We start from the raw sequence: 26,840 nt of genomic DNA, 5'->3' as shown, positions 1-26,840 counted from the left end.
GCGGCCGGTGACGCCGATCCGCTGGCGCGGGGCCGTGGCAGGCGATGCGCAGGCCCTGTCCATACTGGGCGGCGCGACCTTCCTCGCCAGCTTCGCCCATGACCATCCCGGCGATGCGCTGCTCGCCCATGTCCGTTCGGCGCATTCGGAAAGCTTTTATCAGGCGGCGATCGCCGATCCTTCGCAACTGCTGCTGATCGGCGAAACGCCCCTGAGCGCGCCGGTCGGCTATGCGATGCTGACCCTGCCGGACCTTCCCGTGGACTGCGACGGCCGGCATGATGTGGAGGTCAAGCGCTTCTACCTTCTGGGCGGATGGCAGGGCGGCGGTCATGCAGACATGCTGATGGACCTGCTCGCCGCAGAAAGCCGCAACCGCGGCGCGCGCCGGATGCTGCTGGCGGTCTATCCGCAGAATGAGCGGGCGCGGCGCTTCTACGCCCGGCACGGCTTTGAAGAGATTGGCGAGACCGTCTTCATGGTCGGCGAAACGCCCTTTCGCGACCTCGTCTACGCGCGGAACTTATAGCGGCTTTCCAGGCGCGCTCAGGTCACGCCGTCCTCTCCAACGGCGCGCGCCAATGTGGCGCGGATCGATTGCAGCCGTGCGAGAAAATCCTGCGGCGGCGCTGGCGGGTCCGCTGGCTGGGGCGCGGGTGCGGCGCTGGCTGGCGCTGGCGTTCCGGCTCCTTCCGCCAGCGCCTTTTGAGCGCCGCGCACGGTGAAGCCCTCGACATTCAGCAACTGGTTGATGCGCCGGACGAGGGCGACGTCAGCCGGGCGGTAATAGCGCCGGTTGCCGGACCGTTGCAGCGGCCGGAGCTGGGGAAAGCGCGTTTCCCAATAGCGCAGGATATGCTGCGGCAGTCCAAGCTCCGCGGACAATTCGCTGATGGTCAGAAATGCGCCGTCTGCCTTTTCCATGACGGCGATGTTGCACCCATAGCCGCAACAAGGTCAACCATCGCGCGGCATGCGGCCCTGTTGCAGCGGCTCGTCAGGATGCGGCGACGCGATCCCGCATCGTCTGGCTGGCGCGGAAGGTGAGCACGCGGCGCGGCTCGATCGGCACTTCGACGCCGGTCTTGGGATTGCGGCCCATGCGCTGCGTCTTGTCGCGCAGGACGAAGGTGCCGAAGCTGGAAATCTTTACATTCTCCCCACGCTCAAGCGCGGCGGACATATGTTCCAGAATGGATTCGATCATGGCAGCGGACTCGGCGCGCGACAGACCGATATGACGGTTCACGCTTTCGGCAAGGTCTGCGCGTGTCAACGTGCCAGGAGCAGTCATTGATCTTCCTCACCTTCTTCTGCGCGGTTTTGCGCCCGTTCGATGGTTTATTTTGCGGTAACCCGAATGATTCTGCAAGATGACTCGTTGCCCGATGTGCGCAAAAACGGCGCAAAAAGGGACGGTCAGACCCTCAGGACGCACGCGCCCCAGGTGAAGCCGCCACCCATGGCTTCCAGCACCAGCAGGTCGCCCGCCCGCACCCGGCCGTCGCGCATGGCGAGGTCAAGCGCCAATGGCACCGAAGCGGCGGAGGTGTTGGCATGACGGTCGACCGTCATCACCACCTTTTCGGGCGAAAGCTTGAGCTTGCGGGCGGTGGCGTCCAGGATGCGCGCATTGGCCTGATGCGGGACAAGCCAGTCGATATCGGCCGGGGTCAGGCCCGCCAGTTCCATGACTTCCGTCAGCACCGACGCCAGATTGACGACGGCGTGCCGGAACACCTCCTGCCCCTTCATCCGCAGCTTGCCCACCGTCTGCGTGGTGGAAGGGCCGCCGTCCACATAGAGCAGCTGGTTATGGCGGCCGTCGGCGTGGAGCTTGGACGCCAGGATGCCGCGCTTGCCATCCTCGCTTTCCTCCGCGCCCAGCACGATCGCGCCCGCGCCGTCGCCGAACAGGACGCAGGTCGTGCGGTCCTCCCAATCGAGGATGCGGCTGAAGGTTTCCGATCCGATGACCAGCGCCCGCTGCGCCGCGCCCGACCGGATCATGCTGTCCGCGACCGTCACCGCGTAGAGGAAGCCGGAGCAGACCGCCGCCACGTCGAACGCGACGCAATCGTCGATGCCCAGCGCCGCCTGCACGATGGTCGCGCTGGCGGGAAAGGTCTGGTCTGGCGTCGCCGTCGCCAGGATGATGAGGTCGATGTCCTGCGGCGACAGGCCCGCCCGGTCCAGCGCCCCGCGCGCGGCGTCCGTCGCCAGGCTGGCGGTGGTTTCGCCTTCACTCGCTATATGGCGGTTGCGGATGCCGGTGCGCTCGACGATCCATTCATCGCTCGTGTCGACGGTCTGCGCCAGTTCGGCATTGCTGACCGACCGGACCGGCAGCGCGGAACCGGTGCCCAGGAGAACGGATCTACGGATCACTTTGCGGCCAGCTCCTGTTTCGATGCGACGGCTGACAGCGACGTGATGCCCGCCATGTCGGCGGCGATGCGCCGGGTGATGTCTTCCTCCAGCAGCCGCGCCGCGACATGGACGGCGTTGGCGACGCCCTTGTCATTGGCGCTGCCGTGGCTTTTCACCACCACGCCGTTCAGGCCCAGGAAGACCGCGCCATTATGATTATTGGGGTCCAGATGATGCTTGAGCAGATGCATCGCGGGCTTGGAGATGAGGAAGCCGATCTTGGACCGGATCGAGCTGGTGAAGGCGGTGCGCAGCAGGTCGGTCACGAAGCGGGCCGTGCCCTCCGCGGTCTTGAGCGCCACATTGCCCGAAAAGCCGTCGCTGACGATGACGTCGGCGTCGCCGCTGCCGATCTTGTCGCCTTCGGTAAAGCCGTCGAAGGACAGCGGCAGGCTCGTCGCGGCGCGTAATATGGCGGCGGCGTCGCGGATTTCCTCCGTGCCCTTCATCTCCTCCGTCCCGATATTCATCAGGCGGACGCGCGGGCGTTCAAGGTCGAAGGCGATGCGGGCATAGGCGGCGCCCATCACCGCGAACTGGACGAGGTTGCGGGCGTCGCACTCCGTATTGGCGCCCAGGTCCAGCATGACCACGTCATTGCCGCCCAGCGTCGGCAGCAGCGCCGCCAGAGCGGGCCGGTCGATGCCCGGCATGGTGCGCAGCGCCAGCTTCGCCATCGCCATCAGCGCGCCGGTATTGCCCGACGATACGGCAGCCCCCGCCTCGCCCGCTTTCACCGCGGCGATCGCCAAGCTCATGGAGCTGGCCTTCTTGCGGATCGCGGCGCTGGGCTTGTCGCCCGCCTCCACCACGTCGCTCGCATGCACGACTTCGGACGCGGCGCGCAGATTCGGGTGACGGTCGAGCGCGGACTTGATCCGCGCTTCGTCGCCGAACAGCGTGAAGCGCAGCCCTTCGTGGCGGTGACGGGCGAGCGCCACGCCCGCCATCATCACGCGCACGCCTTCATCCCCGCCCATCGCGTCGATTGCGATTCGCGGTTGGCTGGACACTTCAGGACACCTTTGCAGGAGGAAAAGTGTCGTTACGCCCCGGCGGCAACGACTTCACGGCCGTTATAATGGCCGCAGGCCACGCACAGATTGTGCGGGCGCTTGAGTTCACCGCAGTTCGAGCATTCCTGATAGGCTTCGACGCGCAGCGCATCGTGGCTGCGGCGCATGCCACGGCGGGACGGGGTAGTTTTCCTCTTTGGGACAGCCATGTCGGCACCTTGTTCCGTAAATATCTGGTTGTGCGACTGGCCAGAATCCGATGGGGATGCCGACGCCACAGGCGCCGCAGACCCATGCGGCCCGGGTGATCGCGAAGCCATGCGCCTATAGCGTTTTTTGGGTGGGGCGCAAGTCCTTCCTTGCCCTTGAAGGCAGTCCCGCTAACCTTCCGCACCGCAGAGATAAGGGAGGATACCATCATGCTGTTGCCGATCACGCTGACACTGGCCGCCGCTTGCGCCATTGTGAACCTGTGGCTGGCGACGCGCTGCGTCAGGATTCGCATGACAGCCAAAACGCTGCATGGCGATGGCGGCAACCAGCTGCTCGCCCGCCGCATGCGCGCCCACGCGAATTTTGCCGAATATGCGCCGATCGTCCTGATCCTCTTCGCTCTGATCGAACTGGCGCTCGGCTCGCCGCTGTGGCTGTGGATAGCCGCATGCGTCTTCATCATCGCGCGGGCCGCCCATCCCATCGGCATGGACGCGGATCAGCCCACGATATGGCGCGCGGCGGGGGCTCTGCTGACCTGGGCCGTCACCGCAGTGCTGGCCGTCACCGCGCTCTATGCCGCGTACAGCGCCACGCGCGCCGTTCCCGCTCCGCCTGCCCTCGCCGCTCAGGTCTAGGCTCAGGCGAGCACCGCGTCCCCGACAAAGGGGTTGGTGCGCCGCTCATGGGCGAAGTTGCTCATGGGGCCATGGCCGGGCACAAAGGCCGTGTCCCCGCCCAGCGGCCAGAGCTTGCCGGTGATCGCGTCGATAAGCTGCTGGTGATTGCCCATCGGGAAGTCCGTGCGGCCGATCGATCCCTGGAACAGCACGTCGCCGACGATGGCGAGCTTGCTGGGCGCATGGTGGAAGACGACATGGCCCGGCGTGTGGCCGGGGCAGTGATAGACGTCGAGCACAAGATCGCCGACGCTCACCTGATCACCGTCGGCCAGCCAGCGATCCGGCTCGAAGACCTTGCCGTTAACGCCATAATTGCGCCCATCCTCTTCCAGACGGCTGATCCAGAATCGGTCCGCCTCATGCGGGCCTTCGATCGGCACGCCCAATTCCCTGGCAAGGATGCCGGCCTCGCCGCAATGATCGATATGGCCGTGCGTCACCAAAATCTTCTCGATGGTGACCCCGTGCTGCTGCGCCGCGGCTTTCAGGCGCGGGAGGTCGCCGCCCGGATCGACGAACGCGCCCCGCCTGGTCGCGGTGCACCAGAAGAGGGTGCAATTCTGCTGGAGCGGCGTCACGGGAATCAGCGTGGCCTGGAGCGGCGGGGTCTGCGATGGGCTGGTCATAGGGCCGATGTGGCGAAGCCGCGCGCGCGGCGCAAGAGGCGGCGGCAACGGGCCGGAGGGCGGCCTTACTCCGCCTCTTCCAGTCCCAGCGGTTCGGCCAGGCTGATGCTGTCCAGCACCTTCGCCGTTTCGTCGCGGACGCGCAGCATCACGCGATGCAGCCTGCATTCCGATTCGGGCAGGCAGTTGGTGCATGTTTCATGCGCGAATCGGCTGGCGCAGGGCGTCAGCGCCAGCGATCCGCGCGTCAGCCGCACGATGTCGCCATAGCTGATGTCGACAGGCGCCAGCGCCAGCCAATAGCCGCCGTCGCGGCCGCGCTGGGTCGCAACCAGCCCCTCGCGCGACAGTTCGGACAGGATCACCGTCAGGAACTTGGCCGGGATATTCTGCCGCGTCGCGATTTCGTTCAGCGGCACAGGTCCCTGGCGGTAACGGTCGGCAAGGTGCTGGAGGGCGCGGATGGCGTAACGGGTCTTCTGCGAAAGCATGATCCCGTTATTCGCCCACCCGCCTCATTTGACAAGCCGCCGCGCGGCCCGTCAGGCCTTCACCTCTTCCAGCGCGGCTTCATAGGTCGATGCCTTGAAGCCGACCACGGTCCGGCCGCCAATGTCCAGGATCGGCCGCTTGATCATGGAGGGGTTGGCGGACATCAGCAGGATCGCCTTGTCCGCGTCGATATGGGCCTTGTCCCCGGCGTCCAGCGCCTTGAAAGTGGTGCCGGAGCGGTTGAGGATGGTTTCCCACCCATGCTCCATCACCCATTCCTCCAGCTTGGCCTTGTCCACGCCGGACACCTTATAGTCGTGGAAGCTGTAGGCGACCCGCTCATTATCCAGGAAATTGCGCGCCTTCTTGATCGTGTCGCAATTCTTGATGCCATACATGGTGATCATGGGGTCAGCCCTTGAACGCTGTGACTTCGACTTCGACCTTCATCTCCGGCTTGATGAGGCCGGTGACGATGCAGCTGGCGGCGGGGCGGATTTCGCCGAATATGGGGGCGGTCGCCTTGCCCAGTTCGTCCCAATAGGGCGGGTCGGTGATATAATAGGTCACGCGCACCACGTCGGCGAAGGAAAAGCCCGCTTCCTCCAGCGCCTTGCCGATGACCTTGAGTGCGTTGGCGGTCTGATCGACGACGCTTTCAGGCATCGCCCTGGTTTCCGGGTCGGTGCCGGTCGTGCCTGCGACGAAGCACCAGCCGCCCTGGACGACGGCGCGGGAATAGCCGACCTGCGCCTCGAAAGGCGAGCCCGAGGAAATGAGCGTGCGGGACATGGAAGTTCCTTCGAACGGGGAGCGGGAAAAGGATCGCGGCGGCTCTTGCCCCGTGCCGCCGCCGCTGTCCAGCGCCTTTTGGCCAGCGAGGAACGGCGGCGGGACTGATCCGTTGAAGCGGCAAGGAGACATGCCATGGACCAACCCGACAAGGACCGCTTCCCCAACACCGTCGAGGAGAATGACGAGCAGCGTGACAGCGGATCGCAGGCGCAGGACGTCGCGGACGACGCGCGTGTCCGCAGCACCGACCTGTCCGAAGACAGCGAGCGCGGCGGCCGCCCCAACCCCGCACAGATCATCCCTGACGACACGCCCGACCTGGTGGAGCGGATGGAAGAAATGAACCGTTCCGGGCGGATCGACATGGACGCCTTCGCCGGTGAGCCGCAGATGGACGATGAGGAAAGTGCACTGGGGCAAGTAGATACCGAGAATATGGACGATGAAGACGACATGCTGGGCCAGGGAATGCGGGAGGAGAGCTGACCTTCCCGCCGGAACGGAGGGAATGCGGATCAGCTTGAACGGGCGCAAGACGGAGCGCGGCCTATGCTCATGCGATGGTCTGCCGCCCCTTCGCCCTCACCGCCCTTGCCGCATTCGCCATCTTCATTGCTCAGCCCGCTTCCGCCGAGCGTTTCGGCCTGTGCAAGACCGGAGGCGGGACGGATTGCGTCGTGGATGGCGACACGTTCCGGCTGGGCGGGGAAAAAATCCGCATCGCCGATATCGATACGCCCGAAACGCATCGGCCGCGCTGCCCGGCGGAATATGAACGGGGACAGCGCGCCACCCTCCGCCTGCTGGCGCTGCTGAACGCTGGCGGCTTTTCTCTGCAATCGGTCGAGCGGGACAAGGATCGCTACGGCCGCTCTTTGCGTCTGGTCAGCCGGGGCGGCCGGTCGATCGGAGCGATGCTGGTTGCAGAAGGGCTGGCGCGCCCCTGGCAGGGATCACGCCAGCCCTGGTGCCGTAGTTAACGGCAACTCACTCCGCCACGATCGATCTCGCGGCCGAGCAGAGCGCCCGCGCCGCCGCCGATCAGCGTCGTCAGCAGGCTCGACCCGCCGCGATCAAGCTGGTTGCCGAGCAGCCCGCCCAGCGCCGCGCCGACAATCAGGCCGGTGGTGCCGTCCGAGCGGCGGCAATAATAGCGATCGTCATAGCCGCGATAGATGCGGGTGTTGCGGGTCACGCGGATCGGTTCATAGCCGCTGCGATAATAGCGGTCCGGCCGGTAGCGGGTGCCATAGCGGCGATCCGGGCGGTTCCAGTCATAGTTGTAGACGGTCCGGCCTGGGCGCCTCAAGCGATTGTCGCGGCGATCCTCCCGGCGATCGTCGCGCCAATCGCGGCGCGCCTCGCGGACATCCTTGCGATATTCGCGCCGGGCGTCTCGAACATCGCGGCGATATTCGCGGTTATCCCGGCGCTGCTCCCGCGCCGATCCCTCTCCCCATGCGGGGCGCTGCGCGAACGCTGGGGTAGCGGCGATACCGGTCAGCGTCATCGCGCCAAGCGACAGAGCGGCAATGGTCCGCTTCATCGAGAAATTCATGACTTGCTCCTTGCCATTATTATCAGGCTGTGGAGCTAACTCATGATGAGGCGGCGCCGTTGCATGAACGGAACAAAACCTTGTGTTCAGCGGGCGGACAGGTGGCGGATTTACTTGCGGGTGAGCGCTGCGGAGTAGCGAAGTTCACGCCGTCGATTGATAAAAACAGCTAAGCCGTCCGTTATTTGTGCCAGGTTAAAAAAGCCGACGTAGGGTATACCCGGGCTCGGAATGTAGGACAGAGCAAGCCACCCAAGTTATTTATTCTTCGAACGGCAGCATCAACTCCGAAGCCGCCTGTTCTGTCTGATCAGTGACGGTCGAGTTATCTGATGCTGGCTTGTTCCTGTTCGAAAGCCAATCAGCAATTATGGGATAAGCTGACTCACGAGCCGAGAGAAATACCTCCATCTGGTTCGTTAGCTCAGACGGCGACAAGAGGGTGTAATCCCCACGGTGCCATATTTCGGGCTTGCGAAGCCCATCATCGTTCTCGGGGAGAAAGACAATTTCAGCGTCTGAATCTTCAAAGTCAGTTAGTGAGAAAATAGCATCCTCGAGAATGGTCATAAGCAAGCGTCGCTGAAATGTAGTAAGCGGTACAGATTTCCAGCCGAAAACAAAGACAGGCTTAAGCTGCCCATCCTCGCGCGCAACCAGCGTCGGCTTTACGGGGACGTAGAGATTGCGCCCGATAGTAAAAGATGTCGAAAAATCGCTGTAAGCCGGCGTTGCTGTATACGTCCGATTAGCTGCATAATCACAAAATGCTTTCACAAAGTCGATAACAGCCTGCTGTGAGGGCGAGGCTTTCAACCGCCGTGCTGCCTTGTTAGCTTGATCAACATCTATCCAACCCAGTACCAAGTCTTTAATTATTTTCATGCCCTCAAGATAGCTTACTGTCGGCATGCCCTTGGCGAACTGAACATATGCTTTGGTGGTCTTCACCAACTCTTCGAAGTTGTAACGCACAAAATTCGGCGCACCTGGAATGCGGTCAAGTTTCTTGAAGAGAGGATCATCGTAGACACTCATTGACGCGCTCCAGCTGAATAATGCTGCAAAATTAGATCGTCAGATATTTTCATCCCCGGATTGGCTCTACCGTCGTGGCCCCAGACAACATGCCACGGCCCGCCTTCTTTATGGGATACAGCCCGCAGGTATGCGGCAGAAAACTCGATGTATCTGTCGATTAGATTTGCAATATACTTCCCTTCTGCTTCGCCAAACTGGACTTTAGCGATCACCACCTCACCAGAAAAAGGGTCCACTTTAGTGGCTCTTGATCTTATTGGCGAATCTTCCCATCTCTTAAATTCATGATACACTTCTCGAAAGACTGGACCATGTTGCCAAGCTTCAATTTTGGCTTTTACCAGCGGATGATTGTTCTCGATAAGATAATCACAATGTACAAAATAAGTGATTTTGTTAAGCGCCATGTTCGTGATCTCAATGCCACGACTGTCAGCTTGGTCTAAAATTATGTTAGCTAGTGCACGGACGTCAATCATAAGATTGATCTCTGTCGAAAGCTTCTTAGCAAGATGTTGAAGATCACCTTACTGATTACTCCGCCGCGATCCCCGCAGCCTTGAACATATCCGGGTCGTTCGCCTCATCCGCGTTGGCCGCGTCGCCGGACTTGAGCTTCTTGCGGCGGTCGAACGCGTCCCAGACCTCGTTCCACTGGCCGCGCGTCGCGCCCTTGGAATATTCGGTGGCGCGGGTTTCGAAGAAGTTGGCGTGTTCGACGCCGTTCAGCAGCGGGGTCAGCCACGGCAGGGGATGCTCATCGATCATGTAGATGGGCTTCAAGCCCAGCTGGCCCAGCCGCCAGTCGGCGATGTAGCGGACATATTTCTTGATGTCCTTGGGCGTCATGCCGGGGACGGGCCCCATTTCGAAGACGAGGTCGATGAACGCGTCCTCGATCCGCACCGTCTTCTGGCACATGTCCATGATGTCGTCCTTGACCGATGCGGTCAGGCAGTCGCGTTCCTTCACGAAGGCGTGGAACAGCTTGATGATGCCTTCGCAGTGCAGCGTTTCGTCGCGCACCGACCAGGTGACGATCTGGCCCATGCCCTTCATCTTGTTGAAGCGCGGGAAGTTCATCAGCATGGCGAAGCTGGCGAAGAGTTGCAGCCCTTCGGTGAAGCCGCCGAACATGGCGAGCGTCTTGGCGATATCCTCGTCCGTGTCGACGCCGAACTGCGCCAGATAGTCATGCTTGTCCTTCATCTCCTTATATTGGAGGAAGGCCGAATATTCGGTTTCGGGCATGCCGATCGTGTCGAGCAGATGGCTGTAGGCGGCGATATGCACCGTTTCCATGTTGCTGAACGCGGTCAGCATCATCTTGATTTCGGTCGGCTTGAACACGCGGCCATATTTTTCGTGGTAGCAATCCTGCACTTCCACGTCCGCCTGGGTGAAGAAGCGGAAGATCTGGGTCAGCAGGTTGCGCTCATGATCCGACAGCTTCTGCGCCCAGTCGCGGCAATCCTCGCCCAGCGGCACTTCTTCGGGCAGCCAGTGGAGCTGCTGCTGGCGCTTCCAGAACTCATAGGCCCAGGGATATTCGAAAGGCTTGTAGACCTTGCTGGCTTGAAGAAGGGGCATGGGGGTCGGCTCCGAATTAATGGATAAGCGCAACCTGCGCGGGCGCGGAACGTTGAGGTCCCGTCATTCCCGGCACAGGAGCAATATGATGGTTGATCTGAGCAGCATCAAGGAACATGCCGATATTATCGGCGCTGATGGCGTCCATGTCGGCACTGTCGATCATGTCGAGGGCGATCGTATCAAGCTGATCAAGGCGGACAGCGGCCAGGGTGGTCACGCCGGGCATCATCATTATATCAGCAAGGGATTGATCGCCGGGGTTGATGAGGACGGCACCGTAAGGCTGTCTGCGACCGGGGCCAACGCCGTCCTCTTTGAAGAGGAAAAGGACGAGCGGTGATTGTGTGGGCGCGGCCGGCGTTGCCGCCGCCGCGCCCATCCCCCCCATTAGCTCATTGGCACGCAAGGCACTCGTCATAGTCCGTGCTTCCCCCGCCCAGCTCGAATTTCGGTGCGTCGATGGTGTTGTCGGCCTCCACCCCGCCTGCGAAACCGGCGCGCTGCACTGATTTCGACCGCAGATAGTAGAGCGACTTGATGCCCAGTTCCCAGGCGCGGAAATGGAGCATCATCAGGTCCCATTTTTCCACGTCCGCCGGGATGAACAGGTTCAGCGACTGCGCCTGATCGATGAAGGGCGTGCGGTCGGCCGCGAGTTCGAGCAGCCAGCGCTGGTCGATTTCGAAGCTGGTCTTGAACGTGTCCTTCTCCTCCTGGCTCAGGAAGTCGAGATGCTGGACCGACCCGCCGCGCTCCAGAATCGTGTTCCAGACGTTGGTCGAATCCTTCGACTTTTCGCGCAGGATCTTTTCCAGATAGGGGTTCTTCACCACGAAGCTGCCGGACAGCGTCTTGTGGGTGTAGATGTTCGCAGGAATCGGTTCGATGCAGGCCGACGTGCCGCCGCAGATGATGCTGATCGACGCGGTGGGCGCGATCGCCATCTTGCAGGAAAAGCGCTCCATCACGCCCATGTCGGCGGCGTCGGGGCACGGCCCGCGCTCGACCGCAAGCTGCATCGAGGCTTCGTTCACCTTCTCGTTGATATGCTTGAAGATGCGCAGGTTCCAGCTCTTGGCCATCGCCCCTTCGAAGGGAAGGCCCCGCGCCTGGAGGAAGGAGTGGAAGCCCATGACGCCAAGGCCCACCGACCGTTCACGCGCCGCCGAATATTTCGCCCGCGCCATTTCGTCCGGCGCGCGGTCGATATAATCCTGGAGCACATTGTCGAGGAAGCGCATGACATCCTCGACAAAGACGGGGTCCCTGTTCCATTCGTCCCAGGTTTCCAGGTTCAGGGACGAAAGGCAGCAGACCGCCGTCCGGTCATTGCCGAGATGGTCGCGACCCGTCGGCAGGGTGATTTCCGAACAGAGGTTCGAGGTGGAAACCTTGAGCCCCAGTTCACGATGATGCTTGGGCATCATGTTGTTCACGGTGTCGGAAAAGACGATATAGGGCTCGCCCGTCGCCAGCCGGGTTTCCACCAGCTTCTGGAACAGGCTGCGCGCGTCCACGGTGCCGCGCACGGAACCGTCCTTGGGCGATTTCAGCTGGAACTCGCTGCCGTTGCGCACCGCTTCCATGAACTCGTCGGTCAGCAGCACGCCATGGTGGAGGTTGAGCGCCTTGCGGTTGAAGTCGCCCGAAGGCTTGCGGATCTCCAGAAACTCCTCGATCTCCGGGTGGGAGATGTCGAGATAGCAGGCCGCCGAACCACGGCGCAGCGAGCCCTGGCTGATCGCCAGCGTCAGGCTGTCCATCACCCGGACGAAGGGGATGATGCCGCTGGTCTTGCCGTTGAGGCCCACCGGCTCCCCAATGCCGCGCACGCTGCCCCAATAGGTGCCGATGCCGCCGCCGCGCGAGGCGAGCCACACATTCTCGTTCCAGGTGTTGACGATGCCTTCCAGGCTGTCGTCGACGCTGTTGAGATAGCAGCTGATGGGCAGGCCGCGGCCGGTGCCGCCGTTGGACAGCACCGGCGTCGCGGGCATGAACCACAGGCGAGAGATATAGTCATAGACGCGCTGAGCATGGGCCTGATCATCGGCATAGGCGGCCGCGACGCGGGCGAACAGGTCCTGATAGGATTCGCCGGGCAGCAGATAGCGGTCCTTCAGCGTGTCCTTGCCGAATTCGGTCAGCAGCGCGTCGCGGCTGTCGTCCGTGACCACGTCGAACCGGCGCGCCTGAATGGACGAAGAGGAAGGCGCGGGGGGCGCCTTGGCCGGTGCAGCCTTCTTCTTTTCCGCCACCATTTCCACCACTTCGTCGATTACCGTCGCCACGTCGTCTGCACCTGTTTGTTCGCTGTCACGAAAATCCATCCGAGCCCCCGAATGTTCCTGTTCCGTTCGATTCGGTCAAGCCTCTGATTAAAGGCTTGCCGGACCGGCAGCGGGGCTCGCCAGCAGCGGATCGCATGGGACGAAACGTCCTCGCCCGGAAAATGGTCCGGCCGTGCGATCACAATCTGTTGGGTAACCCCCGTTAACCTGATACAAGGGATAGTGCCACAGCTTCTTTTGCTTGCAAGAGGGTAAATGACGGTACGAGGACTCTGCGCGGCGGATTGGATGGCATTTGCGTGACATGGCGCGCTCCTGCATCGCAGCGACGCGCGGACTTCCGGCGCTCCTGCAAAAGGCAAGAGAAACAATTTGAGAACGAAAATAATTTCCACTTGTCCGCCAAATCAGCGGGATCAGGTCAACAGGCTTGTCCCTTTCCGCTAAGGATGGTGGTTATCCACCGGCTTATCCACAATCTGATGTGGATCAACTGTGGATGAGCCGTAGCCCGCAAAGCATGGTAAGAAGCGCCAATCCGCCACGCACGGCGCGCGAAAGAGAGGCAGAGCCCCATGATTCTCTATTATCACCCGCTCTCCTCCTATTGCTGGAAGGTGCTGATCGCCCTTTACGAGAATGAGACGCCTTTCGAGCGCAGGATGATGGAGGAGCCGGGCGTGGCGGAGGCGTGGCTGGCGCTCTGGCCCATCGGCAAATTCCCGGTGCTGCGCGACGAGGCACGCGGGCAGACGGTGGCCGAGGCGAGCATCATCATCGAATATCTGGGGCAGCGATGCCCCGGCCCCTTCCGCCCGCTTCCTGAGGATCCGGCGGAGGCGCTGGAGGTGCGGCTGATGGACCGGCTGTTCGACAATTATGTGATGACGCCGATGCAGAAGATCGTCGCCGACCGGCTGCGGGCGGAGGACGCGCGCGACGTGCAGGGCGTGAGCGAGGCGCGCATCCTGCTGGGCAAGGCCTATGCCATGCTGGAGGAGCGGATCGGCGCGCGGCGATGGGCGGCGGGGGATGATTTCACGCTGGCGGACTGCGCCGCCGCCCCGGCCCTTTTTTACGCGGACAAGGTGGAGCCGATGCGCGGCGGCTTTCCGGCGCTGGCCGCCTATCTCGACCGGCTGGAGGCGCGGGCGAGCTTTGCACGGGTGCTGGAGGAAAAGCAGCCCTGGTGGCCCATGTTCCCCTATGCCGGCGGATAGCTCGCTGGACTCGGGGCCAAATCCCTATTAGCCGCGCGGGCGAGGACCCGCCGTGCAGGGCGGGCGCAAGATAGGGATTAGGGTAGATGACCGTCATCAAGACCGCCGACCTGATCGAGAGCGTCGCCGACGCGCTCCAGTTCATCAGCTATTATCATCCGATGGATTATATCCGCGCGCTGGGCAAAGCCTATGAGGCGGAAGCCAATCCGGCGGCCAAGGACGCCATCGCCCAGATCCTGACCAACAGCCGCATGTGCGCCGAAGGGCACCGCCCGATCTGCCAGGACACCGGCATCGTCAACGTCTTCATCAAATGGGGCATGGATTGCCGCCTGGACGACAACAGCCGCTCCATGCAGGAGGTCGTCGATGAAGGCGTGCGCCGCGCCTATCTGAACCCGGAAAACCGCCTGCGCGCCTCGATCCTGAAGGACCCCGCCTTTTCGCGCCAGAATACGAAGGACAACACGCCCTGCGTGCTGAATGTCGAAATGGTGCCGGGCAACAAGGTGACGGTGGATGTCGCGGCCAAGGGCGGCGGTTCCGAAAACAAGACCAAGTTCAAGATGATGAACCCCAGCGATTCGATCGTCGACTGGGTGCTGGAGATGGTGCCGCAGATGGGCGCTGGCTGGTGCCCGCCCGGCATGCTGGGCATCGGCATCGGCGGCACGGCGGAAAAGGCGGTGGCGCTGGCCAAGGAAAGCCTGATGGACCCCATCGACATGGGCGAACTGAAAGCGCGGGGCCCGCAGAACAAGATCGAGGAACTGCGGATCGAACTGTATGACAAGGTGAATGCGCTGGGCATCGGCGCGCAGGGCCTGGGCGGCCTCGCCACCGTGCTCGACGTCAAGATCCACGACTATCCCTGCCATGCGGCGGGCAAGCCGGTCGCGATGATCCCCAACTGCGCCGCGACCCGCCACGCGCATTTCACGCTGGACGGTTCGGGTCCCGCTTATCTTGAAGCGCCGAAGCTATCCGAATGGCCGCAGGTCGATTGGAAGCCCAGCAAGGAAGCGATCCGCGTCGATCTCGACACTCTGACGCCCGCCATCGTACAGAGCTGGAAGCATGGCGACCGCCTGCTGCTGAACGGCAAGATGCTGACCGGCCGCGACGCCGCGCACAAGCGTATCCAGGACATGCTGGCCAAGGGCGAGCCGCTGCCGGTCGATTTCAAGGGCCGCGTCATCTATTATGTCGGCCCGGTCGATCCGGTGCGCGACGAAGTGGTCGGCCCCGCTGGCCCCACCACCGCGACGCGCATGGACAAGTTCATGGACATGATGCTGGAACAGGGCCTCGCCGCCTGCGTCGGCAAGGCGGAACGCGGCCCGGCCGCGACCGACAGCATCGCCAGGCACAAGAGCGCCTATCTGATGGCGGTCGGCGGCGCGGCCTATCTCGTCGCCCGTGCGATCAAGGGCGCGAAGGTCGTCGGCTTCGAAGACCTTGGCATGGAAGCCATCTACGAGTTCGAGGTGCAGGACATGCCCGTCACCGTCGCCGTCGATAGCGAAGGCCAGAATGTCCACCGCCTCGCCCCGCTGGTCTGGCAGGAAAAGATCAGGAAGGAAGGCCTTCTCGAAAAGGCATGATGCTAAAATCATCCCCATCTGGCGATGGGGAGGACCAGCTGTGATCACCTCGCCCATCTGGCTTCCCGCCGCCCTCGTCGGAGGCGTGACGCAGGCGTGGCGCACCGCGATCCAGCGGCGGGTCAGCCACAGCTTGTCGCTCAATGCCGCCGGACTGGTCCGCTATCTTTACGGCCTGCCCTTCGCGATCATCCTGCTGGGCGGCTACCGGCTGCTCTTTGCCGGGCCCTTTCCCCGGCCCGACCCGATGTTCCTGCTCTTTTGCCTGGGCGGCGGGATGGCGCAGATCATCGCGACCAACCTGTTGATCATGGCGTTCGCCCACCGGAATTTCGTCGTCGGCACCGCTTATTCCAAGACGGAAGCGGTGCAGGGCGCACTCCTGTCCTTCCTGTTGATGGGGGAGCGGCTGAGCCCGCTCGCCTGGGCGGGCATCGGGTGCGGGGTCGCCGGGGTGATGCTGCTGTCGACCGGCGGCAAGCGCATGGGTCCGGCCGATTTCCTGAAAGCGCTTGGCCAGCCCGCCGCGCTGACCGGCATCGCATCGGGCTTCTTCTTCGCGCTGACCGCCATCGGCATCCGCCGCGCCACGCAGGAGGTGGGGAGCGACGACGCCATCCTCGCCGCGCTGATCGTGCTGGTCGCGACGCTCGCGCTCCAGATCGTCATGCAGGGCGGCTATCTGCTGCTGCGCGAGCGGGGGGAGATAGCGCGCGTGTTCAGCACCTGGCGCATATCGGGGCAAGTCGGCCTGCTGTCCGCCCTTGGGTCGGCCTGCTGGTTCACCGGCTTTGCCACCGCGCCCGTCGCGCTAGTGCGGGTGGTCGGGCAGATCGAGGTCGCCTTCACCCTGGGCTTTGGCCATTTTTATCTGGGCGAGCGAATTGCGCGCAGCGAGATCATGGGCCTGCTGCTGGTCGGCGGCGGCGTCATCATGGCGCTTGCGAGCGCTCTCTAGCTGCGCGCGGCTTCCCCCAGCGCCGGGGGAATGAGCGGCAATATCTCCCGCGCCAGAAAGCCGATCTGGCCGATGCGCGAGGCGAGCTGCCGCCCGGCATGACCATGGACCCAGCAGGCCCAGGCGGCGGCGGTGAAAGGGTCAGCCCCGCGCGCGGCAAGGCCGCCAACGATGCCCGCAAGCACGTCGCCCGAACCGCCCGTCGCCAGCCCGACGCAGCCGCCTTCATGCAGCAGGCACTCGCCGCCCGGCCCGGCGACGATGCTCTGGTTCGCCTTCAAAAGGACGATCGCGTTGAACCGGCGGGCCACCTCACAGGCGATTGCGGCGGGATCGGCGGCGATGGCCGCTTCATCCCGGCCGGTCAGGACCGCCATCTCGCCATGATGGGGCGTCATGATCACCCGCCCGCCCTGCCGCGCGATCGCCGATTGCAAGTGGCGGGCGGAGGTCAGGGCGGCGGCGTCGAGCACGAGCGTCAACGGCGGCTCCATCGCCGACAGGATGCGCGCCACCAGATCGTCGGTCTGGGCGCTGGCGCTCATCCCCGGCCCCAGGATCAGCGTGTCGCAGCGCGAAAGATGCGTGGCGAGGATGTCCGCGCCTTCCGCCGCGATCTCGCCATCTTCCTGCGCGGGCAGCGCGATCATCGCCGCTTCGGGCACCAGCACGCCCAGCGACATGGCGGCGGAGCGGACGGTCGCCATCTTCAGCTTTCCCGCGCCCGCGCGCAGGGCGGCCTCGCCCGTCAGGCGCAGCGCGCCCGGCACGAACTCCGCCCCGCCCGCCACCAGCACGCGGCCGCGGCTGTTCTTGTCGGATGCGCCGTCCGGTTCGGGCAAGGGATGGGAGCGCAGCCATTGCGCGTCCAGGGGCGGGAGCGGCGTCATCCCCGCGCCCCTGCGATCGCGTCAGGCTCGCGGGTGACGGGCGTCGCCTCCTCTTCCAGCGGCGCGGTGACATTATAGCGCTGCAAGACAAGGCCGCCGTTGCGGCCATGCGCGGGATCGTAGCGATAGTCGGTGATCGCGCAGTTGGCGACATCCCCCGCCCGGTCGATCTCCAATATGCCCGCTTCGTCCAGCCCTTCGATGATGTAGCGCATGCACAGCACCACGACCTGATGCGTGAAGATCATCACCCGCTGCCCCGCATAGTGCAGCGATATCGTGTCCATCACCGACCGCAGGCGCAGGATGACGTCGCACCAGCTTTCTCCGCCGGGGGAGCGATGATAGAATTTGCCCAGCATCCGCCGGAATTCCGCCTGCGCGGGCTCCAGCCTGTGGATGCCGCTGGTCGTCAGCCCGTCAAGGATGCCGAATTCCTTTTCCCGCAGCCTTTCGTCGAAGCAGATCGGCTCGTCCGCAGGCGCGCCCCCTGCCTCGCGGAACAGTTGCGCGGTCTGGAAGGCGCGCAGATAGGGGGAGGAGAGCAGCACTTGCGGCCTCTCATCCTCCGCCCCGCTCGCGAACCAGTGGCCAAGCGCGCGCGCCTGGTCCCGGCCAAGCCCGCTCAAGGGCACGTCGGCATCGCGCACCGACAGCGCGATCCGGTCCGCCTGCGCCTCCATCGCTGCGTCGCGGGCCACATTCCCGGCGCTCTGGCCATGACGGACGATGATAAGCTGGCTTGGCCAATGGAGGGATTGCACAGGAAAGATCGCCTTTTTTGCCCGGTTTCTGGCAGGAAAACGGTCCCTCGGCGGCTTTGATCCCTGCAATCGCGCGAAACAGGCCGGGAAGCGGAGGCTGGGCGCCATCCCCGAATTCAAAAGTTAGCGATCATTTTACCTTTGCCGGATAAGCGGTCTTCTTAGAGGCATGCAACCATTTCAGCCCTTTTCCGGCTTGCTCGACAATGCTTCCACGAGCCGATCGTCATTTGGGGATGGGCGAAAAGCATATTGTCCGTGGAATCGGGTCATTGGGCTGAATCCAGCGGCTGCCGAACAGGCGAGATGTATGGGGACCCGCGCCTGAATGGCTGAGTTCACGCCGTCATCTCATGATATGGAGACGTTGCGGGGATGTGGCCGGAGATTGCATGGCGCCTGAAGCGCGCGACCTACAACCATCTGTGCGAAGCGATATTCAGCACTCGGCCCATATGCTCCAGCGACGATGGCGTCATCATATTCTCGATGATCGGCACCGGGGTCATGATCCCCTATATGGTGGCCGCGAAATCGCTGCATCATCATCTCAGGCGGGGGCGTTTCGTCATCCTGGATGACGGCACCCTGACCGGACGCGATCGCTCGCTTCTGCGCCGCCATCTGGATGATCCGGTTATCCTGTCGATCAAGGATGTCGATGTCGGCCCCTGCCCGCGCGGCGGGACCTGGGAGCGTTTGCTGACCATTCTGGACATGGCGGCCGGCAACTACATCATCCAGCTCGATTCAGACACCGTCACCACAGGCCCCATTCCCCATGTCGAGGCAGCTATTGCCGCCAACGCAAGCTTCACCCTGCTCGGCGCTGAAACGCAGGTCGAAAGCATCCTGGATGCCGGGGAATTTGAGCGGCGGTTTTTCCCCGGAGGATCGCCCTCTGAGGAGGACCGGACGGGCCATATTCAGGGTGCGACCGAATCCCTCCTGACCCGGCTGGAAATTCCGGGGCTGGAACGCCCGCGCTACGTGCGGGGCTGCTCAGGTTTTGCCGGTTTCGCCCGTGGACAGAACCGCGCGCTGGCAACCGCCTTTTCGCAGGCGATGAGCGCAATGCTGGGCCAGGCGCGATGGCGCGAATGGGGCACCGAACAAGTCACGTCCAACTTCGTGGTCGCCAATGATGCCAATGCCGTGGCGCTGCCATCCGGCCTCTATGTCAACTATTGGGGAGAACCCATCGCCGAAGACGTGCGATTTCTGCACTTCATCGGCACCTATCGCTGGCACAAATTCACCTATTTGCAGCGGTCGCTGGCGGCGATCCGGTCACTGGACCGGACCGGCAGGCGTTCTCAGACAACAGGTCAGGCGGCCGGAGACATTTCACCCATTTGATCCGGCTCAACCGGCGGTTTTGAGCGGGAGAGGCCTGCCTCGCAGCATTGCGAGCAGTTCGTCCAATGTTTCGCGCGCGCAGATGAACAGCGACACTCCATAAATAATCACGCCTGCCGAGACGAGCAGCCCCAGCCTGGCCGCAACCGGCAATGGCGGGAGCATGAGGCCAAGGACATGCACCGCCAGCGCCATCGGCAGGGAAGCGCACAGCGAAGGGAGGATCACGCCCGCGAAACTCGCCGGGCGCAGGCCTATGGCTGGCGCCGCAATCCGAATGGTGGCCAGTGTCAGGAGCAGAATCCCCGCGCCCCAGGCCACGGCAAGTCCCATCACGCCCATCCGCACGCCGATTAGAAACGACACTGGCATCAATAGTGCGCCGATGGCCGATATGGTCGCGGTAAGGCGTGGCAAACCGATGGCGTTGAGAGCCGGGCTGAACAATACCTGCAATGCGTAGCAAGGCATGGAGAGGGCGAGGATCGACACCAGGGGCGCCATCCCCAGCCATTTCGATCCGAACAGCAGTTCGACCAGAGGCGCGGCAACGACCGCCATGCCCAGATAGAGCGGACAGGCGATCAGGAGGATCAGCCGGGCTGCCCGCCTGAAGGACCGGCCAAGCAGCACCTTGTCCGACTGCATGCGCGCATAGGCGGGAAACGCTACCTCATTGAGGGGAGGAATGAAGCGCGACATGAAAATCTGCGTCAGGAACAACGCCTCGGCATACAGGCCCAGTTCATGGGCTCCAAGAAAGCGCCCGCCGATCAATATATCGGACTGGCTCTGGATCATGATGAGCAGTTGAGAGCCAAGCAGCGCCATGCCGAAGGCGATCATCTGGCCGGTTCCACGAAAATCGAAGCTCGGCCATATGAAAAATCGCGTCACGATCACATTGCCGGCCGCCTTGGCCCAGAAGCCGACCAGGGGCGCTATGACCAATGTCCAGACGCCCCAGCCCAGCAACGCGCCCGTCAATGCGGTCAATGCGGCGATCAGGGCGGTGACGATGTTGACGATGGCGGAGCGCCTGAAATCGAGGCTGCGGCCGATCAGCACTTCGGGCAGGGAGATGAAGGGCGTGCTGAGATAGATGAGGGCCTGCACCCGCAGGAGGTCCGCGACCATCGGCTGACCGTAATAATCAGCCGCGACGCCCGCGAGCGTCAACTGCGCCAGCGCAAGGCCCAAATTGAGCACGAGCATCAGGCCAAAGGCCTGACGCACCTGCTTGGCTTCGAGCGAGGGCGCCTGAACCAGCGCGCTCACCAGGCCATAGCCGTTCATGAAGCTCATGAAGTTCAGGACGACCTGAGTCATCGCGAACAGGCCATAGTCGGCCGGATCGAGCAGGCGCACCACGATCAGGGTGCAGGTCCAGGAAACGACCTGGCTGATGATCTGGCTGCCCGATCGCCAGAAAACGGCGCTGCGGATGCGGCCGCCGAAATTGCTGTCATCGATCCGCGCGTCGCTTAAATCCTGCATGCGCCCTTCTGCTTTCAACATGATGATGCGATATCCCGCGCCGCGGCGGACAGCTCGAAGCAGACTAGCTAAAGCCCAATGCTAAGGGTTTGGTTAAGGCAGCGGCGGCAGCGCAGCTCGCCTGGGCGGGACGGTAAAGGAAAATCAATCCTTCGCCATCAGGATCGATGGTTCCCGCAACCCTCGCAACATATGAGCCCGTGGATCAACGATGCAGTCCAGGCGATTTCCCGTTCCGGCAGAGCGCATGCGCGTTTGGGCGATCCTTGCCCTGCTGATCACGCTGGCATTCCTGCCAGTGCTTCTGAACCCCATACCGGGGCTTGCGGATCTGCCCAATCATATCGCGCGCCACCATGTCATGTTCCATCACGGCAGCGGAGGCATGCTCGACCACTATTTCGATGTCCAGTGGCGCTGGATCGGCAATCTGGGCGTCGATCTTCCCGTCATGCTGCTCATGCAGTGGCTTGATGCGGAGACGGCGACGCGCGCCGCCGTGTCGTTCATCGCCCCACTGACGGCCGCCGCGATCCTGCTCCTGTCGCGCGTGGCCCACGGCCGCATAAGCGCCAGCGCGATGCTGGCCCTGCCGCTGGTTTTCCATCAGGCCTATATGTACGGCTTCGTCAACTATTGCCTGAGCGTCGCCCTGGCCCTGCTGGTGTTCGCGGCCTATCTCGCTCGCCCGCCCGAAACGGTGCGCGGGGCACTGCTGTTCGCGCTCGCGGCGCTGCTCGTATGGACGGCTCATCTGGGCGGATGGACCGTGCTGCTGGTGGTGGCAGGCTGCGCCGAGCTTGTGCGCGTGCGGGGGCTTCGTGATATCGCCGCCAGTGCGCGCCGCCTGCTGCCGCTGGCCCTGCCTCTCGTTCCGTTGCTGATGTGGCGCGGCGCGTCCGGCGGCCCTGTCTTCAGCTACAGCGACCAGCATCTGCTCTGGGGCAAGTTCATGAGCTTCGCCGCCGTGCTCAAGGGCTGGTCCCGCTATCCCGATCTGGCGATGACCGGAGCGATCGGCGTGCTCGCGCTGCTGGCCTTCGCCTGGGCAGGCGGCCGCCGGGCCGATGCCAGGCTGCTCGCCGCCGGTCTCGGCATCTCCTTCCTGTCGGTCATCATGCCGACCAAGGTTCTGGGCAGCTGGGGCGCCGATTTCCGGTTGGCCCCTGTCGGCGTCATACTGGTGCTGCTCTCCATCACGCCAGCGGCGCAGCCCCGGCGTGAGCGGCTCCTGTTCGCCGCCGGTGCGCTGCTGTTCGCGGTGCGGGTAGTTGGCATATCGGCGAGCTGGCATCGTGCCGGGACCGTGCTGGAACAGCGCTTGCGCATCCTGGACGATGTCCCGCGGGGCAGCCGCATGGGCTTCATCGCGGTTCATTCCGACTGCCGCACGCCATGGGTTCTCAATCCCGACCGCAAGCTGCCGGGGCTCGTCATTCCTCGCCGCGATGCCTTCACCAACACCATGTTCAAGGTGGACGGCTCCGACCTGATGACCATCCGCGATCCCGGGGATCGTGCCCGCTGGTTCGACCTGTCGGAGGATGTCGAGGCCGTCTGCCCCGCCGGCAAGGTGGATCAGGCTGCACTGGCGGAGCGCGTCCGGGACATGGCGAACGACGATTTCCAGACCATCTGGATATGGGGCGTCGCGGCAGACCGGATCGGCTTGCCGCCGGGCTACCGGGTCATGGAAGCGAAGGGAAATGACGTGCTGATAGGCCGATCCACACAACATCGACCCCATCAGCCCGGCAGATCATAGCAGCCTGGATTTACCTTATGTTGAGCCGGGCCGGATAGTGGACACATCCATGACATTCCGCCTTTTCCTTCTGATTCTCACAAGTGTCAGCCTGTCCGCGCTCGCCCAGCTTGCGCTCAAGATGGGCACCACGGCCGCCGCGAGCGCGCGGACGGCGGGGGTCGGGGGCGAAGTAGGCGGCCTCATCCAGTCGCCCATGGTCCTTGCCGGCCTTGGCCTCTATGGCGTGGGCGCGCTGCTCTGGCTTTTCGTTCTCGGCCGCGCCCCGCTGTCGCTCGCTTATCCCTTCGTCGGCATGGGCTTCATCCTGACGATGCTCGCCGGGGCTCTGTACCTGGGCGAGGGCCTGAGCGCGGCGCGGGTCGGCGGCACGTTGCTGATCGCGGCTGGCTGCGTGCTGGTCGCGCGCTCGGCCTGACCTGTTGAAAGGGGATCGCATGAACCGCCGTCCCGCCACGCAAAGGAGCGGCCCCGATGCTGCATGAACGCCCCATGGCCGCCAGCGAAGCGGTCCCGCTGTTCGTGGATGTGGACGGAACGCTGATACGCGCGGACATCTCGCTGGAAAGCTTCGTGCGGATTGCGCGGTCCGGCATCGCCGCAATGATGGCCGTCCTTCTGTGGCTGATAGCGGGCCGCGCCGCCGCCAAGACGATGGCGGCAAGGCGCGACCGGATCGACGCCGCGCGGCTTCCTTATCGTCAGGAAGTGCTCGGCCTTATCGAGGAAGCGAAGGCCGATGGCCGCCCCGTCATCCTGGCGAGCGCGAGTCACTGGCGCCATATCCGCTGCATCGCCGATCATCTGCAACTATCCGGCCCGATCATCGCGACGCGCGGCCGCGCCAATCTCAAGGGCAGCGCCAAGCTGGCTGCGATCCGTGCGCGCATCGGTCCCGATGCGCCGTTCGATTATGTGGGCGACAGCCGCGCCGACTGCTGCCTGTGGCGCGAGGCGCGGCAGGGCTGGTCAGTCGGCCATGTTCCGCCGCGATCGGCGGTGGAACGTCTCGGCGGCCCTCGCCCCGGCCTGGCGCGCGCGCTGGTAAAGGCCATGCGGCCGCATCAATGGGCCAAGAACGCGCTCGTTCTCGTTCCCGCCTTCACATCCGGCGCGTTCACCCAGCCTGCCGTACTGCTGACGGCCATTGCTGCCGCGCTGCTCATGTCGCTGATCGCCTCGTCCATCTACCTTCTGAACGATCTGCTCGACATCGATTCCGATCGCGCGCACCGGACCAAATGGAAGCGGCCCCTCGCCCATGGCGATCTCTCGATCCCTGCCGCGCTGGGCCTGTCGCTCGCGCTGGCGGGCGCGGGACTTATTGGGGGCTGGCTCCTGGGCGGAACGAAGCTGACCTTCTGGCTGCTCGTCTATATGGCGATCACGACTGCCTATTCCTTCCGCCTGAAGGCCGTGATGGTCGGCGACGCCATCGTCCTTGCCTCGCTCTACACGATCCGCATCTGGATCGGAGCCATTGCGATCGGCGTGCCGCTCAGCTTCTGGCTCCTCCTCTTCTCGGTGTTCCTGTTCCTCAGCCTCGCCTATCTCAAGCGCTATATCGAAATGCGCGAGGCCATCGATCCGAACCGCCTGCTGAGCGGGCGCGGCTATGTCGGCGGCGATCTGGACGTGGTGATGATGTCGGGGATTTCCGCCGGCATGGTCGCAATCCTCGTGCTCGCTCTCTTCGCCCACGATCCTGAGACGGCCGCCCACTATGCCGTTCCCGAACTGCTGTGGCTGCTTTGCCTGCCGCTCATCTACTGGCTGAACCGGATCTGGATGATGGCGCGGCGCGGCGAGGTCGAGGGCGATCCTGTCGCCTTCGCGATCAAGGACCGGCGCAGCATCCTCGTCGGGGCTTCGATGGCCTGCATCTTCGCGGCGGCGCTCTACGGCCACGCCGCCGCGCCCTGATGGCGTGCAAGGGCCACGAGACAATGCGGACAGGCGCTTTACCTCAGCCTCGTAACGGGCAGAGATGCGGCGCCTCGCCTGTCATCGGACAGCTAATGAAGCGTTGATTTCTGGCGTCTTCCGCACAACTTCGCCGATCCCGGCGTAAGTGGTGACCCCTACGGGAATCGAACCCGTGTTTCAGCCGTGAAAGGGCCGCGTCCTAGACCGCTAGACGAAGGGGCCACATGCAGTTCCGCTTGGGCGGCGCTGCGAAGCGAGGGCGGCTTTAGGGGGGGAGTTTGCGGCGGTCAACCCCCTTGGCGAAGGAAAATGACAGGATCGTTCAATCCGCCCAGGCCGCGTCCTCCAGATGCAGTTCGGCCGCCGGGCGGGAACCCCAATCATCGATCTTCGCCCGCCCCGCGACCCAAAGCCGCCGGTCGCGCGGCGCGCCCAATATCGCCTGGCCAAGATCGCTTTCGGCCTGGCGGAAGGCGATGGTCTTGATCGATCGGCCGTCCTCCCCCGCCATCACGGCGCGCAAATGGCCGTTGCCCACCACGTCCGCCTTGATCACGCGCATCGGCCCGGCGGCGACCAGCGGCGCTGGCCACCCCGCGCCGTAGGGGCCGCCCGCCTCGATCGCGGCGACGAAATCGGGGTTGACCCCGGCCGGGGCAAGCACCGCGTCGATCAGCAGCGCGCGATCGTCCCGCGCGCGCGCCACCGGCCCGGCCAGCCGTTCGTCGAGAAAATCCGCCAGCGCATCGACCTTGTCCGCCGCAACCGTCAGCCCCGCCGCCATGGCATGGCCGCCGCCCGCCGCCAGCAGGCCGCTGTCCTTGGCCGCCAGCACCGCCGCGCCCAGATCGACGCCGGAAATGGAGCGTCCCGACCCCTTTCCCACGCCCGCTTCATCCATTGCGATGACGATGGCGGGGCGGCCCGCTTTCTCCTTGATGCGGCCAGCGACGATGCCGATGACGCCGGGATGCCATCCCGGACCGGCGATCACCGCCACCGCGCGGTTGCCCTGCGCGGCGAGCAGCGCTTCGGCCTGTTCCTGCACGAGCGCTTCGATGGCGCGGCGCTCCTCGTTGAACTGGTCAAGCTCGGCCGCGATCTGCGCCGCCTCCAGCGGATCTTCCGTCGTCAGCAGCCGCACGCCGAGGTCGGCCTTGCCCACGCGCCCGCCCGCATTGATGCGCGGCCCCAGCGCGAAGCCCAGATCATGGCACAGCGGCGCGCGGTTAAGGCGGCTGGCGTCGATCAGCGCCGACAGGCCGACATTGCGCCGCTTCGCCATGACCTTGAGCCCCTGGGCAACGAAGGCGCGATTGAGCCCCTTCAACTGCGCCACGTCCGCCACGGTGCCCAGCGCCACGATGTCCAGCAGGTCGATGAGCGCGGGTTCGGCGCGGGCGGCGAACCATCCGCGCGACCGCAGCACGCGCACCAGCGCCGCGCCCAGCAGGAAAGCGACGCCCACGGCGGCAAGATGGCCGTGAGCGGCGGCTTCCTCCACCTCGTCCAGCCGGTTGGGGTTGACGAGCGCGAACGCTTCGGGAAGGGCGGCGGCGCATTTATGATGATCCACGACGACGACATCGACGCCGGTCTGCCTGGCCATGGCCAGCGCCTCGAACGCCTGGGCGCCGCAATCGACAGTGACGATCAGCGTCGCCCCCTCCCCGGCCAGCCGCACCAAAGCTTCGCCCGAGGGGCCATAGCCTTCCATCAGCCGGTCGGGGATATAGGGCCGCGCGGCCAGGCCCAGGTCGCGCAGCAGGCGGATCAGCAGGGCGGCGCTGGTGGCTCCGTCCACGTCATAATCGCCGAATATGCACACATGCTCCCCGCGCTGGACGGCGTCGGCCAGCCGGTGGGCGGCCGCGTCCATGTCGCGGAACAGGCTGGGGTCGGGCATGAAGTGGCGGATGGTGGGATTGCGATGGGCGTCCACCGCTTCACGCGGGCAGCCGCGCGCCAGCAGCAGTTGCGTCACCAGATCGTCGGCGAGGTAGCCGGGCGATCGCGCATCCGCGCCCTGCCCGCGCCAGCGCCAGGGCTGACCAAGGAAGGATCGGGAGACGTTCAGCGCGACATTCATGCCCGATTCCTAGACTGCCCCGGCGGG

29 protein-coding genes, 1 tRNA gene and 1 pseudogene are annotated in these 26,840 nt (G+C 64.1%); 12 read left to right on the top strand and 19 right to left on the bottom strand.

Annotated elements, in window-relative coordinates; genetic code table 11:
• Positions 1–7 precede the first annotated feature (7 nt).
• Positions 8–529, top strand: coding sequence for a GNAT family N-acetyltransferase (locus tag ET21_RS0105685; RefSeq protein WP_030538897.1), 522 nt, complete (start codon positions 8–10; stop codon positions 527–529).
• Positions 530–546: 17 nt separating this feature from the next.
• Here ET21_RS0105685 and ET21_RS0105680 read toward each other — a convergent pair whose 3' ends face one another.
• The 5 genes from ET21_RS0105680 to rpmF form a co-directional block, all read right to left on the bottom strand.
• Positions 547–924 (bottom strand): MerR family transcriptional regulator, encoded by a 378-nt coding sequence (locus tag ET21_RS0105680; protein WP_021239197.1) that lies wholly within the window; start codon positions 922–924, stop codon positions 547–549.
• A gap of 73 nt (positions 925–997) precedes the next feature.
• Positions 998–1,294: an integration host factor subunit alpha gene (locus ET21_RS0105675; RefSeq protein ID WP_021239198.1), complete on the bottom strand. Its 297-nt coding sequence runs from the start codon at positions 1,292–1,294 to the stop codon at positions 998–1,000.
• A 125-nt stretch (positions 1,295–1,419) separates the two neighbouring features.
• Positions 1,420–2,388, bottom strand: coding sequence for a beta-ketoacyl-ACP synthase III (locus tag ET21_RS0105670; protein WP_021239199.1), 969 nt, complete (start codon positions 2,386–2,388; stop codon positions 1,420–1,422).
• Positions 2,385–3,410 carry a phosphate acyltransferase PlsX gene (gene plsX, locus ET21_RS0105665; RefSeq protein WP_021239200.1) on the bottom strand — a complete coding sequence of 342 codons (1,026 nt, stop codon included), beginning with the start codon at positions 3,408–3,410 and terminating at the stop codon, positions 2,385–2,387. Before plsX ends, ET21_RS0105670 begins: the two co-directional genes overlap by 4 nt.
• Before the next feature lie 65 nt (positions 3,411–3,475).
• Positions 3,476–3,655 carry a 50S ribosomal protein L32 gene (gene rpmF, locus ET21_RS0105660; protein WP_030538896.1) on the bottom strand — a complete coding sequence of 60 codons (180 nt, stop codon included), beginning with the start codon at positions 3,653–3,655 and terminating at the stop codon, positions 3,476–3,478.
• Between the two features lie 210 nt (positions 3,656–3,865).
• Here rpmF and ET21_RS0105655 point away from each other — a divergent pair, with 210 nt between their 5' ends.
• Complete coding sequence (locus ET21_RS0105655) at positions 3,866–4,297, top strand: MAPEG family protein (protein WP_021239202.1); 432 nt, start codon at positions 3,866–3,868, stop codon at positions 4,295–4,297.
• Positions 4,298–4,299: 2 nt separating this feature from the next.
• On the opposite strand, the gene ET21_RS0105650 is transcribed toward ET21_RS0105655, so the two are convergent.
• The 4 genes from ET21_RS0105650 to ET21_RS0105635 form a co-directional block, all read right to left on the bottom strand.
• Positions 4,300–4,968 carry an MBL fold metallo-hydrolase gene (locus ET21_RS0105650; RefSeq protein ID WP_021239203.1) on the bottom strand — a complete coding sequence of 223 codons (669 nt, stop codon included), beginning with the start codon at positions 4,966–4,968 and terminating at the stop codon, positions 4,300–4,302.
• Positions 4,969–5,033: 65 nt separating this feature from the next.
• Positions 5,034–5,459, bottom strand: coding sequence for an Rrf2 family transcriptional regulator (locus tag ET21_RS0105645; protein WP_030538895.1), 426 nt, complete (start codon positions 5,457–5,459; stop codon positions 5,034–5,036).
• A gap of 51 nt (positions 5,460–5,510) precedes the next feature.
• Positions 5,511–5,867, bottom strand: a complete 357-nt coding sequence (locus ET21_RS0105640) for an ArsC family reductase (RefSeq protein WP_021239205.1) — start codon at positions 5,865–5,867, stop codon at positions 5,511–5,513.
• 4 nt (positions 5,868–5,871) lie between these two features.
• A complete protein-coding gene (locus tag ET21_RS0105635; RefSeq protein ID WP_030538894.1) occupies positions 5,872–6,252 on the bottom strand; it encodes a RidA family protein in 381 nt (126 codons plus the stop codon).
• A 135-nt stretch (positions 6,253–6,387) separates the two neighbouring features.
• Between ET21_RS0105635 and ET21_RS0105630 the strand changes: the two genes are divergently transcribed.
• Entirely contained in the window at positions 6,388–6,741 is a 354-nt protein-coding gene (locus tag ET21_RS0105630) for a hypothetical protein (protein WP_030538893.1), read from the top strand.
• A 140-nt stretch (positions 6,742–6,881) separates the two neighbouring features.
• Positions 6,882–7,235 (top strand): annotated as a pseudogene (locus ET21_RS0105625) (thermonuclease family protein); the annotation flags it as partial.
• Here the strand turns inward: ET21_RS0105625 and ET21_RS0105620 are convergent.
• The 4 genes from ET21_RS0105620 to ET21_RS0105605 all read right to left on the bottom strand — a co-directional run bounded on the left by ET21_RS0105620 (position 7,232) and on the right by ET21_RS0105605 (position 10,444).
• Complete coding sequence (locus tag ET21_RS0105620) at positions 7,232–7,813, bottom strand: glycine zipper 2TM domain-containing protein (RefSeq protein ID WP_030538891.1); 582 nt, start codon at positions 7,811–7,813, stop codon at positions 7,232–7,234. The pseudogene ET21_RS0105625 and the gene ET21_RS0105620 overlap by 4 nt on opposite strands.
• 261 nt (positions 7,814–8,074) lie before the next feature.
• Entirely contained in the window at positions 8,075–8,851 is a 777-nt protein-coding gene (locus tag ET21_RS0105615) for a hypothetical protein (protein ID WP_051768027.1), read from the bottom strand.
• A complete protein-coding gene (locus ET21_RS26970) occupies positions 8,848–9,333 on the bottom strand; it encodes a Panacea domain-containing protein (protein WP_081856609.1) in 486 nt (161 codons plus the stop codon). The genes ET21_RS0105615 and ET21_RS26970 overlap by 4 nt, the downstream gene beginning before the upstream one ends.
• A gap of 55 nt (positions 9,334–9,388) precedes the next feature.
• Positions 9,389–10,444, bottom strand: a complete 1,056-nt coding sequence (locus tag ET21_RS0105605) for a ribonucleotide-diphosphate reductase subunit beta (protein ID WP_030538889.1) — start codon at positions 10,442–10,444, stop codon at positions 9,389–9,391.
• Between the two features lie 88 nt (positions 10,445–10,532).
• Between ET21_RS0105605 and ET21_RS0105600 the strand changes: the two genes are divergently transcribed.
• Positions 10,533–10,787, top strand: coding sequence for a DUF2171 domain-containing protein (locus ET21_RS0105600; RefSeq protein ID WP_030538888.1), 255 nt, complete (start codon positions 10,533–10,535; stop codon positions 10,785–10,787).
• Between the two features lie 52 nt (positions 10,788–10,839).
• Here the strand turns inward: ET21_RS0105600 and ET21_RS0105595 are convergent, their stop codons facing one another.
• Positions 10,840–12,777: a ribonucleoside-diphosphate reductase subunit alpha gene (locus ET21_RS0105595; RefSeq protein WP_030538887.1), complete on the bottom strand. Its 1,938-nt coding sequence runs from the start codon at positions 12,775–12,777 to the stop codon at positions 10,840–10,842.
• 536 nt (positions 12,778–13,313) lie between these two features.
• On the opposite strand from ET21_RS0105595, the gene ET21_RS0105590 reads away from it, so the two are divergent.
• The 3 genes from ET21_RS0105590 to ET21_RS0105580 all read left to right on the top strand — a co-directional run bounded on the left by ET21_RS0105590 (position 13,314) and on the right by ET21_RS0105580 (position 16,523).
• Complete coding sequence (locus ET21_RS0105590) at positions 13,314–13,958, top strand: glutathione S-transferase family protein (protein WP_030538886.1); 645 nt, start codon at positions 13,314–13,316, stop codon at positions 13,956–13,958.
• Between the two features lie 86 nt (positions 13,959–14,044).
• Positions 14,045–15,565: a fumarate hydratase gene (locus ET21_RS0105585; protein ID WP_030538885.1), complete on the top strand. Its 1,521-nt coding sequence runs from the start codon at positions 14,045–14,047 to the stop codon at positions 15,563–15,565.
• A 40-nt stretch (positions 15,566–15,605) separates the two neighbouring features.
• Complete coding sequence (locus ET21_RS0105580) at positions 15,606–16,523, top strand: DMT family transporter (RefSeq protein WP_030538884.1); 918 nt, start codon at positions 15,606–15,608, stop codon at positions 16,521–16,523.
• Here the strand turns inward: ET21_RS0105580 and ET21_RS0105575 are convergent.
• Together ET21_RS0105575 and ET21_RS0105570 are read right to left on the bottom strand one after the other, a co-directional pair.
• Positions 16,520–17,413 carry an NAD(P)H-hydrate dehydratase gene (locus ET21_RS0105575; protein WP_030538883.1) on the bottom strand — a complete coding sequence of 298 codons (894 nt, stop codon included), beginning with the start codon at positions 17,411–17,413 and terminating at the stop codon, positions 16,520–16,522. The genes ET21_RS0105580 and ET21_RS0105575 overlap by 4 nt on opposite strands.
• Positions 17,410–18,177, bottom strand: a complete 768-nt coding sequence (locus ET21_RS0105570) for a histidine phosphatase family protein (protein ID WP_030538882.1) — start codon at positions 18,175–18,177, stop codon at positions 17,410–17,412. The genes ET21_RS0105575 and ET21_RS0105570 overlap by 4 nt, the downstream gene beginning before the upstream one ends.
• Positions 18,178–18,552: 375 nt before the next feature.
• On the opposite strand from ET21_RS0105570, the gene ET21_RS0105565 reads away from it, so the two are divergent.
• Positions 18,553–19,536 carry a hypothetical protein gene (locus ET21_RS0105565; RefSeq protein WP_051768025.1) on the top strand — a complete coding sequence of 328 codons (984 nt, stop codon included), beginning with the start codon at positions 18,553–18,555 and terminating at the stop codon, positions 19,534–19,536.
• A 6-nt stretch (positions 19,537–19,542) separates the two neighbouring features.
• Here the strand turns inward: ET21_RS0105565 and ET21_RS0105560 are convergent, their stop codons facing one another.
• Positions 19,543–21,033 (bottom strand): lipopolysaccharide biosynthesis protein, encoded by a 1,491-nt coding sequence (locus tag ET21_RS0105560; protein ID WP_030538880.1) that lies wholly within the window; start codon positions 21,031–21,033, stop codon positions 19,543–19,545.
• 211 nt (positions 21,034–21,244) lie between these two features.
• Here ET21_RS0105560 and ET21_RS0105555 point away from each other — a divergent pair, with 211 nt between their 5' ends.
• The 3 genes from ET21_RS0105555 to ET21_RS0105545 are packed head-to-tail and all read left to right on the top strand — an operon-like array spanning position 21,245 to position 24,721.
• Positions 21,245–22,798, top strand: coding sequence for a hypothetical protein (locus tag ET21_RS0105555; RefSeq protein ID WP_030538879.1), 1,554 nt, complete (start codon positions 21,245–21,247; stop codon positions 22,796–22,798).
• 49 nt (positions 22,799–22,847) lie between these two features.
• On the top strand, positions 22,848–23,216 hold the full coding sequence (locus ET21_RS0105550) for a hypothetical protein (RefSeq protein WP_030538878.1): 369 nt from the start codon (positions 22,848–22,850) through the stop codon (positions 23,214–23,216).
• A gap of 56 nt (positions 23,217–23,272) precedes the next feature.
• A complete protein-coding gene (locus tag ET21_RS0105545) occupies positions 23,273–24,721 on the top strand; it encodes a UbiA family prenyltransferase (protein ID WP_030538877.1) in 1,449 nt (482 codons plus the stop codon).
• 149 nt (positions 24,722–24,870) lie between these two features.
• Here ET21_RS0105545 and ET21_RS0105540 read toward each other — a convergent pair.
• Together ET21_RS0105540 and recJ are read right to left on the bottom strand one after the other, a co-directional pair.
• A tRNA-Glu gene (locus ET21_RS0105540) sits at positions 24,871–24,946 on the bottom strand.
• 100 nt (positions 24,947–25,046) lie between these two features.
• On the bottom strand, positions 25,047–26,813 hold the full coding sequence (gene recJ, locus ET21_RS0105535; protein ID WP_030538876.1) for a single-stranded-DNA-specific exonuclease RecJ: 1,767 nt from the start codon (positions 26,811–26,813) through the stop codon (positions 25,047–25,049).
• Between the last annotated feature and the right edge of the window lie 27 nt (positions 26,814–26,840).

This window comes from Sphingobium sp. DC-2 (assembly GCF_000722555.1).
Classification (GTDB): domain Bacteria; phylum Pseudomonadota; class Alphaproteobacteria; order Sphingomonadales; family Sphingomonadaceae; genus Sphingobium; species Sphingobium quisquiliarum.
This window is presented reverse-complemented; position numbering and strand designations above follow the sequence as displayed.

Bases quoted from the DNA above. Each gene is read 5' to 3' on its own strand.
- ET21_RS0105680 (WP_021239197.1), bottom strand. From the start codon at position 924: ATGGAAAAGGCAGACGGCGCATTTCTGACCATCAGCGAATTGTCCGCG.
- ET21_RS0105675 (WP_021239198.1), bottom strand. From the start codon at position 1,294: ATGACTGCTCCTGGCACGTTGACACGCGCAGACCTTGCCGAAAGCGTG.
- plsX (WP_021239200.1), bottom strand. From the start codon at position 3,410: ATGGGCGGGGATGAAGGCGTGCGCGTGATGATGGCGGGCGTGGCGCTC.
- rpmF (WP_030538896.1), bottom strand. From the start codon at position 3,655: ATGGCTGTCCCAAAGAGGAAAACTACCCCGTCCCGCCGTGGCATGCGC.
- ET21_RS0105655 (WP_021239202.1), top strand. From the start codon at position 3,866: ATGCTGTTGCCGATCACGCTGACACTGGCCGCCGCTTGCGCCATTGTG.
- ET21_RS0105650 (WP_021239203.1), bottom strand. From the start codon at position 4,968: ATGACCAGCCCATCGCAGACCCCGCCGCTCCAGGCCACGCTGATTCCC.
- ET21_RS0105645 (WP_030538895.1), bottom strand. From the start codon at position 5,459: ATGCTTTCGCAGAAGACCCGTTACGCCATCCGCGCCCTCCAGCACCTT.
- ET21_RS0105640 (WP_021239205.1), bottom strand. From the start codon at position 5,867: ATGATCACCATGTATGGCATCAAGAATTGCGACACGATCAAGAAGGCG.
- ET21_RS0105635 (WP_030538894.1), bottom strand. From the start codon at position 6,252: ATGTCCCGCACGCTCATTTCCTCGGGCTCGCCTTTCGAGGCGCAGGTC.
- ET21_RS0105630 (WP_030538893.1), top strand. From the start codon at position 6,388: ATGGACCAACCCGACAAGGACCGCTTCCCCAACACCGTCGAGGAGAAT.
- ET21_RS0105620 (WP_030538891.1), bottom strand. From the start codon at position 7,813: ATGAATTTCTCGATGAAGCGGACCATTGCCGCTCTGTCGCTTGGCGCG.
- ET21_RS0105615 (WP_051768027.1), bottom strand. From the start codon at position 8,851: ATGAGTGTCTACGATGATCCTCTCTTCAAGAAACTTGACCGCATTCCA.
- ET21_RS26970 (WP_081856609.1), bottom strand. From the start codon at position 9,333: ATGATTGACGTCCGTGCACTAGCTAACATAATTTTAGACCAAGCTGAC.
- ET21_RS0105605 (WP_030538889.1), bottom strand. From the start codon at position 10,444: ATGCCCCTTCTTCAAGCCAGCAAGGTCTACAAGCCTTTCGAATATCCC.
- ET21_RS0105600 (WP_030538888.1), top strand. From the start codon at position 10,533: ATGGTTGATCTGAGCAGCATCAAGGAACATGCCGATATTATCGGCGCT.
- ET21_RS0105595 (WP_030538887.1), bottom strand. From the start codon at position 12,777: ATGGATTTTCGTGACAGCGAACAAACAGGTGCAGACGACGTGGCGACG.
- ET21_RS0105590 (WP_030538886.1), top strand. From the start codon at position 13,314: ATGATTCTCTATTATCACCCGCTCTCCTCCTATTGCTGGAAGGTGCTG.
- ET21_RS0105585 (WP_030538885.1), top strand. From the start codon at position 14,045: ATGACCGTCATCAAGACCGCCGACCTGATCGAGAGCGTCGCCGACGCG.
- ET21_RS0105575 (WP_030538883.1), bottom strand. From the start codon at position 17,413: ATGACGCCGCTCCCGCCCCTGGACGCGCAATGGCTGCGCTCCCATCCC.
- ET21_RS0105565 (WP_051768025.1), top strand. From the start codon at position 18,553: ATGTGGCCGGAGATTGCATGGCGCCTGAAGCGCGCGACCTACAACCAT.
- ET21_RS0105560 (WP_030538880.1), bottom strand. From the start codon at position 21,033: ATGCAGGATTTAAGCGACGCGCGGATCGATGACAGCAATTTCGGCGGC.
- ET21_RS0105555 (WP_030538879.1), top strand. From the start codon at position 21,245: ATGCAGTCCAGGCGATTTCCCGTTCCGGCAGAGCGCATGCGCGTTTGG.
- ET21_RS0105550 (WP_030538878.1), top strand. From the start codon at position 22,848: ATGACATTCCGCCTTTTCCTTCTGATTCTCACAAGTGTCAGCCTGTCC.
- ET21_RS0105545 (WP_030538877.1), top strand. From the start codon at position 23,273: ATGCTGCATGAACGCCCCATGGCCGCCAGCGAAGCGGTCCCGCTGTTC.
- recJ (WP_030538876.1), bottom strand. From the start codon at position 26,813: ATGAATGTCGCGCTGAACGTCTCCCGATCCTTCCTTGGTCAGCCCTGG.